Genomic DNA, 14128 nt, shown 5'->3' with positions numbered 1-14128 from the left:
GGGTCTGGAACCGCTCGTCATTGCAGCGCCTGACGCAGGAGAGCGAGCAATTCCCCGTGGATCAATCCGTTGGAAGCGATCTTGTCGAGATCGTCATTGCGGCACGGACGCCCTGTCAGCGTCGTGACCTGCCCGCCGCCGGCCCACACCATCGGCATTGCGGCCGCGTGCGAGACGATGTCGGCCTTCAGTGAAACAAAGCCGTCCAGACGACCCGAGGCGACCATCGTCGTCTCGAGGGCGCCGGAGACGACGATACGCACGCCGCGGGCCACTCTGCCGAGCAGTTCGATCACACGCGTCGTCCGCTGGACTTCGTCGGGCGAGAAATGCGAGGTCAGAATCACCGAGATCACCGCATCCGACAGTAAACGTGTCGTGGAGACGCGTGCCGGCAAGCCGTCGATGGTCGCGCCTTCCCCCGCGAGATAGCGCGCCGTCAGTCCGATCTTGGGCGCGTTGATCAGGCCAAGCTTCGTCTCGTCGTCGACCTCGTAGGCGACCGTCACGGAAAACCACGGCAGCCCCCGGGCGTAGTTGATCGTGCCGTCGAGCGGATCGATGATCCAGCGCGCAGCATTGTCCCCGGGGCTCGCGCCGCTCTCCTCGGCGAGAATGCCGGCCTCCGGCGTCAGCGCCTTCAAGCCCGCGACCACGATCGCTTCGGAGGCGAGATCCGCCTCGGTGACTATGTCGAGATGGTCCTTGCGCTCCGTGCGCAGCGGCGTGGATTGCATCGCGACCAGCTTGGCCGCCGCCTCGCCGACGACGGCCTCTGCGCGCCTCAGCAGTGCCGGAAGGCCGTCGCCCCGGTCCGTTCCCGGATGGTCTTGGTCGGCCGCGATCTCGAATAGGCGACCGTAGTCTCCGACCGGAACGAGGTGGCTGGTGATGCCCATGTCTGGCCGCCAGCAGTGCAAGGCAAATCCCGGCGGCTCCATGATGAAGCGATTGGTGTGGCCGGGCCGCAGGTCGAGCGCAACCTGATGCGCCGTGCTTGGCGCCACATAGCCTACGGTTCCCGCATAGCGCGCGGTGATCGAGCGGTGATAGTGACCGCACAGCACGCGTTCGATTTCGGGATGGCCTTTGATGATTGCGTCGAGCGCGTCGGCCCCGAGGAGGCGCAGATCGTCCATCCCATCGGCCCCGACAAGGAACGGCGGATGATGAATCACGACGACCGTCGGCTTGCCGCGCCCGGTCGCGAGCACGTCGCGCAGCCATTGTTGCCGGGCCGCGCAGAAGGTGCCGTGGATCTTTCCGGCCTCGACGCTGTCGAGGAAGATCAGCCGGACCGGAAAATCGTCCACGACAAAATTGATGAAGCCCTCGGACGGAAGATAGCGGTGACGAGAGCGTAGCGAAGCTATCAGCTGCTCGCGGCGGTCGTGGTTGCCGGGAATGACGAACACCGGCATCGGCAGCCTGGGCAGGCCGGCGGCGACGATCTCATATTCCTCTTCGAGCCCGCCATCCGTGAGGTCGCCGCTGACCACGACGCAATCGGGCCGCGGATCGAGCCTCAGCACGGCGTCGATGGCGTCGTGAAACATCGCGTTGGTATCGACGTCGCCGTAAGCGAGCTTGCCGAGCGGTCGGACGTGCAGATCGCTCAGCTGGGCAATGATGAACACAGAATTCCGCCTCCGAAGGGAACAGTTGCGGCCAGCGCCAGGCCGCTTGCCGCAATCGATCGCCCGCTGCCTACGAGCTCTTCATCAGGGCGTTGCTTTCCTTGACCATGCGATCGAGTCCGGCCTCGGCGGTCATCTCCCCGCGCATGACGGCATGGATGATCTCGCGCTGTGTGCGCCAGATCTTCACGGACTGTCCGCCTGGATAACCCTGCCACGGCTTCGCGCGCTCGATCTGCTGCGACACGGTGCGGAAGTTCGGGTTCTTGTCGTAGAACGGGGCCAGGAATTCGGACCCCGAGGCACGCAAATTGGTCGGCATATAGCCCGTCGTCTCGACCACGATCTTCTGCGCTTCCGGGCCACTCACGAATTTCAGGAACTCCCAGGCGGCCTGCTGCTTCGCCGGATCTTTCGCCGTGATGATCGCGGCGTTGCCGCCGGTGGGCAGTCCACCCCTCTGCTTGTCGTCGATCGGGGAGGTGCAGGTGCGCAAGGTGAACTTGTCGCCGATCAGGTCCGTGACCTGGCGCAACCGGGCCGGGGTGTCGGCAAAAATGCCGATCTTCCCGGCGATGAATTGCTGACGCGAGGAGTCCCAATCGATCAGCGGCATCTTGGCGTCGGCCACGAACCGCCGGCAATGGGCCAGGGCCTTTAGCCCGGCGTCGTTGCCGAATCCGGCAGCGGTTTCCGATGCATCGAGCATCTGGCCACCACCTTGCAGGATCAGGGAACGGAACAGCCAATCGTCGGGCCAGTCGTGGATGTTATAGGCGATGCCGGCGACGTCGGAGCCCTTGCTCTTGATGCTGACAGCGAGGGCGATCATGTCCGTCCAGTTGTCGGGCATCTTGTCGGGATCGCCGCCCGCTTGTTTCACGAGCTGCGCGTTGAAATAGATGATCGGCAGCGAGGCATTGAACGCGAGGCCGTAGATCTTGCCGTCGACCGCTCCGAGCGCCAGGATCCCGTCGGAGTAATTGGCCTTGCGCCAGGCGGCGTCCTCCTTCTGCAGCATCGGAGCAACCTCGGTGATCTGGTTGCGTTTCACCAGCGTGCGCACGAGCTCGGCGAGCAGGTGGTACCCCGAATAGTAGACGTCCGGCAGCTGGTTGGTGACGGCCTGCCGCAGCATGGCCTGATGACCTTCGTCATAGCTCGCTGCCGGCGCCCGGAACTGGATCTTGATGCTCGACTGCCGCTTCATGAACTCCTGGGCGATTGGTTCATGGAATTTCGCGAAGGCGGGAAAGGCATAAAGCACATCCAGCGTCACGTCCTGCGCGTAGGCCGACCGTGTCAGAAACGGACTTGAAAGCGCAGTGGTCCCGACGGCAGCGGCGCTCTTCAGGAGGTCTCGGCGGTGCAGCATGACGGTGTCTCCCTGGCAGTGGTTGAAGTCATTTTATTCCGGTCATGGTGATGCCGGCGATGAAGTGCCGCCGCGCGATCAGAAAGGCGATGACCAGCGGTGCCGTGATGATGGTGGCGCCGGCAGCGAGCGCGCCGTAATTCGAGCCCAACTCGGAATCGGCGAAGTACATCATGCCGAGCGGCGGCGTCGCGAGCTTGGTGTCGGAGACGACGATGAGCGGCCAATACAGATCGTTCCAGTGCGCTACGACGGAGAAGATCGAAAACGCCGCGATTGCCGGCCAGGCGCTCGGCACCACGATGCGCCACACGATCTCGAACTCGCCGACACCGTCCAGCCGCGCGGCCTGGATGATCTCGTCCGGATAGGACTTGAAGAACTGGCGGAACAGGAAGATCGCGAACACTGACAGGAAGAACGGCATCATCATTGACAGGTAAGTGTTGAGGATGCCGAGTTCGGCGAACGCGATGTAGAGCGGGAGCGAAGGCGCCTGGACCGGAATGCAGAGTCCGAGCAGGACCAGCGAAAACAGGATCGGCCGTCCCGGAAACCTCAGCTTGGCGAGCGCATAGGCGCATGGGATCGCGACCAGCAGCTGGACGACGAGGATGCCGCCGCAGACGATTAGACCATTGAGCAGGAAGCGCAGCAGCGGCGCGGTGCTCAAGGCGGATTCGAAGTTCTGCCATCCGTAGAACTGGCGCGGCCAGAGCCGGAACGTCGCCTCGAAGATCTCGCCCGGCGGCTTGATCGCGCTCGTCAACATGAACACGAAGGGCAGCAGCATGAAGACGGCGCCGCCGATCAGCACTGCGTGGACGAGCGCAAGCGACACGAGGCGCCGCATCCGGACCGCGACCGGCGCAGGCGGGCGGGCGATCGTGGCCGATATGCGCATCAATAGTGCACCCGTCGGTCGAGGATGAAGGTCTGCAGCACCGAAAACACCAGGGTGAACGCGAGGAAGACGAGCGTGAGCGTCGCCGCATAGCTCATGTGAAAGTACTGAAACCCCTCCAGATAGATGGCATAGAGCAGCACCTCCGATGCGCCTCCGGGGCCGCCACGCGTCATCACCGCAACCGTGTCGAAGATCTTGAACGCCGTGATGAACGTCGTCACGGTCACGAACATCGTCGTCGGACCAAGCATTGGCCACGTCACTTTCAAGAAGCGGTCGATGGGATGGCTCGCGCCGTCGACGGCGACGGCTTCGTAGAGGTCGCGGGGGATCGCCGAGAGACCGGCAAGGAACAGCACCATGTTGAAGCCGACGAGCTGCCAGATGCCGATCGCGGCGAGCGTCGGTATGACGAGGCGCGGCTCGCTCAGGAACGCTGTCTCGGCGAAACCCAGCCCCTTGAGGGTCTGATTGATCAGTCCCAGGGTCGGGTGCAGCAGGAACTGCCACATCGTGGCCATCGCGATGAGCGTCGAGGTGACCGGGAGAAAATAAATAACCTCATAGAAGCTGCGCGTGCGCTGGCGCTGGTGGATCAGGATCGCGACAAGCAGTGAGATCAGGACGCCGCCGGGCACGACAATCGCCACATAGAGCAACGTGTTAGTCACCGAGCGCCGAATCACGGGATCTTGCAGCGCCGCGCTGAAGTTCTTGAGACCGACGAACGAGAAATCGAGCGCGCCCAACTCGTAGTTGGTTAAACTCAGGAAGGCGAGAGCAGCCAGCGGCAGCAGATTCGTGAGGACCAGCAGGATGAAGGCCGGCGCCGCAAAGCCCACGCCCGCGAACCGCTCGCCCCATTTCTGGCGGCCGGCTGGCGGCGCCAGGTCGAGCGGAGTGACTTGAGCCGCGACCGCGTTCATCGGACCTCGCTCCCGCGGCGCACATCGCGGCTGGCCGCCGTACGGCTTTCCACCTCGATGCGCCGGCCGTTGTGGTCGAACACGTGACAATCCCGCGGCTCAAAGGCGAGCGTGACCTCGCCCTCGGGAATCGGCATGTTGTTGTCGACCCGGCAGAGCACCGCGACCTCCGGAGAGGCCACGAGGTCGAAGTGAAGGATGCTTTCCGAGCCGAGATTTTCGCGGCGCCGGAATCTGCACGTGACGACGCACGGTCCATCCCCGATCCGCATCGCTTCCGGGCGCACGCCGACCGTCAGTTCCGGCGCCGGCGCGTTGCGAACATCGATCGGCAGCATCCGGCCGAGCAGCTCGACCTGGCCGCTGGGCCCACCGCGGGCCGGAAATAGATTAATCGCAGGACTGCCAATGAACTGCGCGACCGCGGTCGTAGCTGGCCGTTCATAGACATCGGCGGGGGTGCCGAGTTGAAGTATGTCGCCGTGATCCATCACGGCGAGGCGATCGGACATCGTCATCGCCTCGATCTGGTCGTGTGTCACGTAGATCATCGTGACGCCCAGACGCGCGTGCAACTCGGTCAGCTCGCCGCGCATGTGCACGCGCAGCTTGGCGTCGAGGTTCGACAAGGGCTCGTCCATCAGGAAAACCTGCGGATGACGCACCATTGCGCGGCCGAGCGCGACGCGCTGCCGTTGGCCGCCTGAAAGCTGTCCGGGGCGGCGGCGAAAGAAAGTTTCGATGCGAAGCTGCTCGGCGACGACCCGCACCTCACGCGCGATCTCGTCCATGACGCGCCTGCGCCGGGGCGACAAATGACGCATCAAGGGCAGGCGTTCGAATAGGTTGAGGCGCGTCATGGTGAGCGGCAGCGCGATGTTGTCGAACACCGACATGTGGGGATAGAGCGCGTAATTCTGGAACACCATGGCGATTCTGCGCTCGTGAGGGCGCAAATGGTCGACCGCGGTCCCGCCGATCGAGACCGAGCCGCGATCCTGCGATTCGAGGCCGGCGATGATGCGCAGGAGCGTCGACTTGCCACATCCGGAGGGACCCACCAGCGTCAGAAACTCGCCGTCCGCAATATCGAGATCGATGTCGTTGAGGACGGCCGTGTCGCCGAAAGCCTTATGGATGCCGCGCAATGTGAGGCCGACCATCGCGATCACGCCTTAGCTACGCGCGGCGGGTAGACCTCGTGCACCACGTCGTCGATCCAGTAATCGGTAAGGCCGGGTACCGCACGAATGCTCACGTCGATGTTTTCGCCGTCGATGTCGTAGATCACGGCTCCGAGCCGCGCGACGCCGCCCATCGGCGGCGCCAATTTCTCACCGACCAGGAAGCCGGCCGCCGGCCCCCAAACGTAGTGCGTGCCGTTCAGCCGAATTTCGTGCCAGCGATGCAGATGTCCGCTTGCCACGATCTCGACCCGATAGCGATGCAGCAAATCGAGAAGGGCCCGGCGCGGCTCCGGCTTGACTGACCAGTAACCAGTGTCGGCCTCGGTCGGTGACTCGATGAAGAGTGGCCGGTGCGTGAACCAGGCAATGCGACGCCCCGCAGCATCGGCCATCGCGGCCTCGAGCCATTGGGTTTGCTGCGCTTCCTGGGGGCCGCCGCCGAAGATCATCGAATTGAGCCCGATCAGGCGCCAGCCGCCTACATCGCGTAGCCAGCGGTCGTCACCGAAGTGGCGGTGAAAGCGATCGAGCCGCTCGTCATCCACCGGCTGGTGGGGATTGCCAACTTCGCCGATGTCGTGATTGCCCGGTACCGCCACGACCGGAACGCCCAGCGAGGCCAGTTGGGCCGCGCAATATGCCGCGTCGGTCTCCTGATCGGCCGCATCGACCGTTACGTCGCCGGTATGTATGACGAGATCTGGCCTGTGTTGCGCGATCCAGCGTGCAAGGGGCGCCCAGTTTGCCTCGAAGTGCTGCTTGGTCGGGCTGAGATGCGTATCGGAAATCTGAACAACTCGGACCATGACGCCTCTGCTATGGCTCGCGTGTCACGCCGTGCGTCGGTCGCGCAGCGGTCTCGCTCGAATCGAACGCGCTGCTCCTCGCAGCGCGGACTTGGCGGTGATTGCAATCGTGGGATCTGAGGTTTTTGGCGCTCTCCCTCCCTTGGTGAAGTCGCTAAGCGGATTGAATGTTTTTCGAAACTATACATATGAATGACGATGGTGACAAATGTAATTTCAAGCCGGAATCTCAGAGTCGTTTCGATCACTGCACTGAGGTTTGGCCCTGCCAAACTACCTCGCAGCGGCAACGAACGAGCATCTCGACCTGCTCAGGGCACCCAGATGCCGTTCCTTTTGGCCGCATGCGAGGGAGCGTTGGCGCCAAGCGCGGGCCGCGACCGGCCATGAGCTTGGGATGTCGGAGGTTTGCTGTCTGCCAATGTATCGCAAGACACTGAGCTTCAGATTGATCTTTGTCCAAGTTGAGCATATTCGCGAACGCAACCTGAACCGGATCGGAGTTCGCACGCGCGTCTTTCGTGTCGCTAGTTGTCGGTGCGTCGCGACGTTGATCGGGAAGCCGCCTTGAGCACAATGAAGGCCAAGGATGGCTTGACGTCGTTCGTTCACCCCTCGCCACTTCATCGCAATCGACTGAAAACATCCGGCAATGAAACCTTTGTATCCGCCATCGCTCTGATTGAGACCACCGCCGCTTGAGCTTCGGCATGGATATCGACATTGTGGTCGCGATAGTCGATCTTGGTATAATGCGCAGGAGGTCGAGCGCAATTTGGCAAGCGCTCACCACCACGGTGCCAGCCCACACGTCCATAAGCGTCACTATCTACCACAGTCCGATTGCGGCACCTCGCGGAACACACTCGCGATGATCCGGCAGAGCAGCATCGAGCCAACGATCATCGAGTATCTCAAGACGCGACCATCGCGCGAGACGCTGAAAGAACTGATCGCCTCGATGGGAATTTCGGTGCGCGAGAAAGGGACGCCGTACGAGAATATTCCCGGGACGAGACCTCCGCTCGCCGCACGTCGCCTCGAAAATCCTCGAAGCCGCGACTCGCGGCGAGACTTCAATGGGGTGATCTCAAGCAAGTCGGTCGGAGAGCACTGAGTGAGGTGCCCACGATGTGGCGGCCGGACCGTCAGCCGAGCGGCGCCCAGCCGGCTTCGGGCAGACCGAGCTCGGCGATCGGCGACGAACTCGTGATCGAAGCTCGGCTGAGTGCGAAGGACCGCCATGAGACTTCCCAAGAAGTCGCGCTCCGCCGGGTGAGTTCGATGACCTACGGAATGAGTTCGTCCGGCTCTGCCGTGGTGGTGCGCCGCCGCGGCGGACTGTGGGTCTCGCTGCCCTCGCTGGAGGGCCCCCGCTCAGACAAGTCCCGGCGGATGTTGGCTTGCAGCTCCACCAGATCGATGAAGACCTCCGCGCGGCGGCGGAGCTCGTCGGCGATCATCGGTGGGCGGCTGATCGTGGTGGAGACCACCAGGACGCGGACGCCGCGGCGCTGCACAGCCTCGACCAGCGTGCGGAAAGCGCCGTCGCCGGAAAACAGGGTCAGCTCGTCGATCCGCCCGGCGAGTTCCATGGCGTCGACCGCGAGCTCGACGTGCATGTCGCCCTTGACCTTGCGGCGTCCGGAGGCGACGACGTATTCCTTGGTCGCTTTCGTGACGACGGTGTAGCCGTTGTGGTCGAGCCAGTCGACCAGCGGCCGGATCCAGGAGAATTCCTGATCCTCGACAACGGCGGTGTAGTAGTACGCGCGGAGCAGGGTCCCGGGGTTCTGGAATTCACTGAGGCGCTTGTAGTCGATGTCGAGCCCGAGCGACCTGGCGGTGGCGTAGAGATTGGGGCCATCGATGAAGAGCGCAATCCTGGTGGACGTGGACGACATTCCGGCGCGGCTCGAATTGGTGCGGGCAGGCGTTTCTGCACGGGCTCTGGTTTAGCGAAGCAAATGAAGTTGAGGAAATCTGAGGCGGTTTGCATCGCTGGTCGCACGACCGCCACCGGCTCAGGCTCTGCGCATCGCGTAGCGTCGAAGTTACGTAGAATGCGTCAGGGCCAGCGCTTCAGAGCGCGGCTCAACGAAAGGCCCAACGGCCAAATCCATTGCAGCCGACTTTTGCAACAAAATCGGCCAATAGGCGACGTCGCAGTAGACCCGATATGAACAAAGGCCGCAGCGGCAACGGGTCAATCGCGTCCTTTTCCGCATGCCGTTCTCGTCCGATCTACCTCTGTGAACGGACAGGTCAGAGCGCCCTCAGCATGTCTTAAACGGGCCACAAGCGTCGATTTGGCGCTCGGCTGCTAACTTCCGGTCTGCTCTTGTGAGCCGACATGTAGGGCACGGCGTCGATGGACCGGTGGACCAAAACCGGAAGTGACACGCCTTATTCAATCACCTCGTCCGCGCGCGCGAGGACGTTCGCCGGGATTTCGATACCGAGCGATTTCGCCGTCTTTAGATTGATGACAAGCAGGTATTTGGTGGGCTGCTCGATAGGAAGCTCGGCCGTTTTGGCGCCCTTCAGAATTCGGTCGACATAGCGAGCCCCAATTCGAGCCAAAGCAAGAAAGTCCGGCCCATAGGAAATCAATCCACCCGCTCGCGCAAAGTCGAGGTCGAAGGAGATTGATGGTAAGCCGGCCTGTACCGCGAGGTCGGGTACACGATTCGATGGAAAGGAAAATATCGGGTCGCTAAATATGTCCAGTGCCTCTGCTCTCTGAGCTTTTGCAGCGGCAATGGCGCGAGGCACTTCCCCTGCTTCTCGCAAATCAAACACGTCTAACTGAAAGCCGAGCTTAGCTGCCGCAGCTGGTGTCTCCGGAAACACCAGCCGATGCATCTCGTTTAAGGTGTTGAGGAAAACTGCTACGCGCTTGGCCTGTGGCAAAACTTCTCGAAGAATACCAAGAAACTTGCCACCAAAATCGATCCGGTCCATCGTTGCGACGCCTGTCAGGTTACCGCCAGGCTGGGCAAGGCTTGACGCGAGTCCCATACCGACCGGATCGGCGACCAAGACTATTACAATTGGGATGTCGGAAGTGGCGTTCTTTGCAGCCCGCGCGGCGTGAGGGGTGAACGCGACGATGAGATCGGGTTTCGACCGCACGAGGTCGGACGCAAGCGCCGGAAGCTGGTCGAGGTGATAATCCGGGTCCTTCCGCTCGATCGTGATGTTGGTGCCCTCCACCCAACCGATTTTTTTAAGCTCGTCCAAAAACGCCTCATCAAAGGAGACCTTGCAGGCGGGCGCGCAAAGCATCCCGATTCGCGCCATTCTTCGCAGCGATTGAGCTGTGGCTGTCGACGCGAAGGAAAGCAGCACAACCAGAACGGCGGATACTGTAACGGCAAACCGTCTCATGCGATCCCCGTATCGTTGCAAAGGCGATCGGGTCGACAGGCCGAGCGTCTGTCCGGCAAGTGCGACTAATAGCAGCTGCGAAATGATGAAGCGATCAAAAATGAACGCTATGGGTCACAATGCGAAGAACTCAACGTGAGCAAATCTGGTCCGTCATGCCTCGTTGAGGGGACCTCGTGGAGGGGGCCGCCACATAGGCGATGGGCCACTCCGCAGGAGCAGCATCATCGCCTCCGCACTCGACGCCAATAGGTCGTGGCCGCGCCTTACTGCGACCAGCGCAGGACAAGTCAGCGACGCTGACTTGCGTATTCAGTTGGTCGCAGTGTGAAGTTGCTGACACCGGGCCGATCTTCTGGCCCTAAGCAAACTGAGGCATTATGCCTCTTGGGCGAAACACCCGTTTCTAGGACGCGTCCAGCCTCGTAGAATGTGGTTGCCCTTGAAGCGGGATGTGCCGAAGTCACCGTTCGGGACGAACGAGCAGTTCTAGCGCTGTCGGCAGGTGCGCTACCCTCAGAGACCGCCCCCTTTTCGGTTTCACACCACGATTTCACATTCCACACGCGCGCAGCTGCGGCGGTTTGTAACCTAAGGAGAAAAGCGATGAGCAAGATCGATCGAAGGTCTGCATTGGGGTTCGGGTTGGCGGCGGCTACGGCGGCCATGATAAATCCGGCCGCCGCTCAAACTACGGGCTATAAGGACACAACTCCGTGGCCAGGTGTGGTGGTGCGTGAATATGATGGCGAGACACCATCACTGATCCCCGGTTTTAAGACCGTCTCGATGCGCGATATCATCATGCAGCCGGGATCGAAGACCATGGGTCCCCCGATGATGAATGCCATGGTCTGCCATATCACCGAAGGAGAGCTTCGGCTTGCGCAGGACGAAAAGACCTTTACCGGCAAGAAGAATTTTGTCTGGACCTGCAACAAGGACACAAAGGAGCAGGCGTTCAATGATGGGAACGTGGTCGCGGTCATGCGGATCACGGACCTGAAGGCTTGAGGCTCGCTTATTCCGTAAGAATGATTGTAGCAGCGAATGGTGCACGCGACGGCGCGCCATTCCCGTGCGGGACCGCTACGCGCCGATCGCGTCGGTTTGCGCTGTGACGGTGACTTCCGGGTTGCGCCGAATTTCTGGATAGGTCGCTGCGCCAACCGACGCGATGAGCGATGACCGGACAACTTCTCGACCAATGAGACCGCTCTCGCCGCTGCAAACACTTGCGCGATCGCTCGCACTTCGGATTAGATGGGTCGCGTGGCTCACTGTCCAGTTTTGAAGGAGGTGTTTCATGAAATACATGCTCGAATATACAGTCCGCACTGCCGGCCTTTCCTTAGACCAAAACTTTGCAGGATCGCAATCGCTTCTTGCTGCGTTCAGCAAGTGGAAGCCGGATGAAGAGAAGGGGCTGACGATACACGCGTTCGTAGCGAACCTGGCGGGACGAGGGGGCTATGTTTTGGTCGAAGCCAACGACCCAAAAGCCATCACCGCCTTCGTGGCAAAGTACAACTTCTGGAATGACATTGATGTCGTTCCGGTCGTCGATATCAGCGAGTCAGTGCCGATAAACGCGAGTTCACTGGAATGGGCGAGACAAGCGTCCAAGGGCTAGTTGGCGGATGATCTGAAATCGACGAGCGCTCCGACCATTAGTCGGGGCGTCCCAATTCAAAGACGGAACATGAACAGTGGGGCGTCATCGCAGGATTAAGGCAGAGGACCTATTCGCCTATAAGCGCACGCGTGATGAGAAGCGGGGCAAAGCGCTTGCGAATCTCGCTGAGCGGGACGCGGAGCACTTGTAAGCTTGTTTGCAAACCGCTTCACCGCATTCGTCGATGCGTGCTCGCCAGGCGGACTTTTTTTTTCGTCTCCGCTGGTCGAGCCGCGTCCTGGACGAGACCGAAATTGCTATCGGAGAAATCTTGAGCGGCAAAGGCTTTAACGATGCCAAGGCGCGCGCAGAGCGGGCGCGCGCCAGCATGGAAGCTGCCTTCGAAGACGCCATGGTTGCGGATTTTGATAACTTCTTGCCGGTTGCGGCGGGTCTGCCCGATCCCAACGATCACCACGTTGTTGCTGCGGCGGCCAAGACGCAAGCCGCAATGATCGTAACGGAAAACCTTAAGGACTTTCCGGCGGCAGTTCGTCGAATCCCTCTAGCTCAGAAACTAAGACGGCCCTTTTGGCAACACGATCTTGACGCAAACTCGAATTCGGATATTCCATAATGAAGGTTATTCGAAGACGGCGCGCGAGAAGAACGCAGGGGAATGATCCACCGTCTCATCAGCTCCGATGGCCTGACGCCGGGTCTCAGCTTCCAAGCGGCAACGATCAGCGACAAGCCTGGACGCCGAGACCTGGGGCAAGTTGATCGCAAAACTGGCTCTCGCGCGCAAAGATCAGGATCGCGCTGATCGACAACGCCGCGGACACGGACGAGCAGGGTAGGATCGATCTCTAGATCCAGTTATGGAAACTGTTATGCCTATCCAGTTGACACAGCACGCATATGTTGGTTCGCATAACATAGATTATGGAATATCTTCCTATTTTCCGAACGCCGAAACTCGTCCGTAGTCGGGTTTGTTACGACGCGGTCGCTTGTCTTCTCCGGATAGCGTCGCGTTGGCGTCGGCTTCGTTTCCGCACGCGTCGAACTAGAGCAATCGAAGGCATCGGTGACAGAGTCGTGGCTGGCGTCGGCTCCTCGACCGCGCGGACATCACGAGCCTCCATGGTCTCGAGAACCGCGCGTCCCTTGTCAGTGATACGCCAGCCGCCGTTCAACCGCTCGATGAGATCTTGGGAGAAGATATCCAGGTCAGGCACGCGGGCTGCCAATCGCTTCGTGCGTTCGGTCCAATCCCGCCCGCTGGTCGCCAGAGTCGCCATATCGCGCTTGAGGTCCGCCATAAGGGCGAACCCGTCTGGATAGCTGACCAGCACCTTGAGAACCGTCACCTGGAAGTTCACTGCCCCACCCGTACCGGCTTCCGCGAACTTACTTCCTCTACATATTAGGAGCATTCGTGATCTTCTGTCGACTCAGGGATGATGGTCATCACCGACGATCAACCAAAACGGAGAACCCCCCTATGCCAGCAGCGTAGGCACGGCCAACGGATGCTTCTGGTCCGTGGTCGCTAACAGAGTACCTAACCGACGACGAAGTGCAGTCGCTGATCACTGCTGCGAAAGCCAATCGCCATGGTCATCGCGATGGCACTATGATCCTCGTCGCTTATCGACATGGCTTCCGCGCTTCCGAACTGACGGATCTTCGCTGGGATCAAGTCGAGTTCTCGGCAGCCGCTCTCCATGTCCGACGAGTCAAGCAGGGTACGCCGAGTACGCACCCCATCCTCGGAGATGAGCTACGTGCGTTGCGCAAGCTTCAGCGAGAGCAAAAACCAAAATCGCCGTTTGTGTTCACATCGGAGCGCGGCAGTCCTTTCACCATTTGCGCGAATGGTTGAGCGAACAGGTACAGCCGCAACGCTTCGGTTCAAAGTTCATCCACATATGCTGCGACACGCTTGCGGCTACACGCTAGCTAACAAAGGCCACGACACGCGCGCAGTGCAAGCGTATCTGGGCCACAAGAATATTCAGCACACCGTGCGCTACACTGAGCTCTCCCCAACCCGTTTCAAGAACTTCTGGCGTTAGCAACAGTCAGTCCGCTTGGCCTCGAAAGCAGACGTCCGCCCGGAATGCGAATCTGACTGTTAAGGGCCGATTTTGTTGCAAAAGTCGGTTGAGACAAGTCACGAAGCGTGATTCCGTTGTGTTGACGCGAATCTCGGCGAGGTCGATCCATGATGGGCCGTCTGAAGAGTGACCAAGGTCACTGTTCTACGAGTTTTGTCTTGG

13 protein-coding genes and 2 pseudogenes are annotated in these 14128 nt (G+C 60.8%); 6 read left to right on the top strand and 9 right to left on the bottom strand.

Translation table 11 applies throughout. The features are described 5' to 3' along the window. Positions 1-17: 17 nt before the first annotated feature. The 6 genes from IVB50_RS07835 to IVB50_RS07810 all read right to left on the bottom strand — a co-directional run bounded on the left by IVB50_RS07835 (position 18) and on the right by IVB50_RS07810 (position 6838). Positions 18-1637 carry an inositol monophosphatase family protein gene (locus IVB50_RS07835; RefSeq protein WP_247295189.1) on the bottom strand — a complete coding sequence of 540 codons (1620 nt, stop codon included), beginning with the start codon at positions 1635-1637 and terminating at the stop codon, positions 18-20. A 70-nt stretch (positions 1638-1707) separates the two neighbouring features. Next, entirely contained in the window at positions 1708-3012 is a 1305-nt protein-coding gene (locus IVB50_RS07830; protein WP_247295186.1) for an ABC transporter substrate-binding protein, read from the bottom strand. A gap of 28 nt (positions 3013-3040) precedes the next feature. Continuing rightward, on the bottom strand, positions 3041-3865 hold the full coding sequence (locus tag IVB50_RS07825; protein ID WP_247295254.1) for a carbohydrate ABC transporter permease: 825 nt from the start codon (positions 3863-3865) through the stop codon (positions 3041-3043). A gap of 50 nt (positions 3866-3915) precedes the next feature. Continuing rightward, on the bottom strand, positions 3916-4845 hold the full coding sequence (locus IVB50_RS07820; protein ID WP_247295184.1) for a sugar ABC transporter permease: 930 nt from the start codon (positions 4843-4845) through the stop codon (positions 3916-3918). After that, positions 4842-6008: an ABC transporter ATP-binding protein gene (locus IVB50_RS07815; RefSeq protein WP_247295182.1), complete on the bottom strand. Its 1167-nt coding sequence runs from the start codon at positions 6006-6008 to the stop codon at positions 4842-4844. Before IVB50_RS07815 ends, IVB50_RS07820 begins: the two co-directional genes overlap by 4 nt. Before the next feature lie 5 nt (positions 6009-6013). Beyond that, positions 6014-6838 (bottom strand): metallophosphoesterase, encoded by an 825-nt coding sequence (locus IVB50_RS07810; protein ID WP_247295181.1) that lies wholly within the window; start codon positions 6836-6838, stop codon positions 6014-6016. An 815-nt stretch (positions 6839-7653) separates the two neighbouring features. On the opposite strand from IVB50_RS07810, the pseudogene IVB50_RS07805 reads away from it, so the two are divergent. Beyond that, positions 7654-7844, top strand: a pseudogene (locus IVB50_RS07805) (arsenate reductase (glutaredoxin)); the annotation flags it as partial. 283 nt (positions 7845-8127) lie between these two features. On the opposite strand, the gene IVB50_RS07800 reads toward IVB50_RS07805, so the two are convergent. Further along, on the bottom strand, positions 8128-8742 hold the full coding sequence (locus IVB50_RS07800; RefSeq protein ID WP_247295179.1) for an NYN domain-containing protein: 615 nt from the start codon (positions 8740-8742) through the stop codon (positions 8128-8130). Positions 8743-9244: 502 nt separating this feature from the next. Next, positions 9245-10228 (bottom strand): ABC transporter substrate-binding protein, encoded by a 984-nt coding sequence (locus tag IVB50_RS07795; protein WP_247295177.1) that lies wholly within the window; start codon positions 10226-10228, stop codon positions 9245-9247. Between the two features lie 606 nt (positions 10229-10834). On the opposite strand from IVB50_RS07795, the gene IVB50_RS07790 reads away from it, so the two are divergent. The 4 genes and pseudogenes from IVB50_RS07790 (at position 10835) to IVB50_RS07775 (ending at position 12480) form a co-directional block, all read left to right on the top strand. Beyond that, positions 10835-11242 carry a hypothetical protein gene (locus IVB50_RS07790; RefSeq protein ID WP_247295175.1) on the top strand — a complete coding sequence of 136 codons (408 nt, stop codon included), beginning with the start codon at positions 10835-10837 and terminating at the stop codon, positions 11240-11242. Between the two features lie 292 nt (positions 11243-11534). After that, positions 11535-11861, top strand: a complete 327-nt coding sequence (locus IVB50_RS07785; RefSeq protein WP_247295173.1) for a DUF3303 family protein — start codon at positions 11535-11537, stop codon at positions 11859-11861. A gap of 76 nt (positions 11862-11937) precedes the next feature. Then, positions 11938-12054: pseudogene (locus IVB50_RS07780) on the top strand (DNA-binding protein); the annotation flags it as partial. 33 nt (positions 12055-12087) lie between these two features. Further along, entirely contained in the window at positions 12088-12480 is a 393-nt protein-coding gene (locus IVB50_RS07775; RefSeq protein ID WP_247295171.1) for a PIN domain-containing protein, read from the top strand. Between the two features lie 361 nt (positions 12481-12841). Here the strand turns inward: IVB50_RS07775 and IVB50_RS07770 are convergent, their stop codons facing one another. Then, on the bottom strand, positions 12842-13228 hold the full coding sequence (locus IVB50_RS07770) for a hypothetical protein (protein WP_247295168.1): 387 nt from the start codon (positions 13226-13228) through the stop codon (positions 12842-12844). A gap of 197 nt (positions 13229-13425) precedes the next feature. Between IVB50_RS07770 and IVB50_RS07765 the strand changes: the two genes are divergently transcribed. Next, the gene (locus IVB50_RS07765) at positions 13426-13731 is read left to right on the top strand and encodes a tyrosine-type recombinase/integrase (RefSeq protein ID WP_247295165.1); all 306 of its coding nucleotides are present in this window, start codon (positions 13426-13428) and stop codon (positions 13729-13731) included. The last annotated feature ends 397 nt before the right edge of the window (positions 13732-14128 follow it).

This window comes from Bradyrhizobium sp. 87 (assembly GCF_023073015.1).
GTDB classification, from domain to species: domain Bacteria; phylum Pseudomonadota; class Alphaproteobacteria; order Rhizobiales; family Xanthobacteraceae; genus Bradyrhizobium; species Bradyrhizobium canariense_D.
Note: the sequence above shows the minus strand (reverse complement) of the source record. Positions and strands in the feature narration are given on the sequence as shown.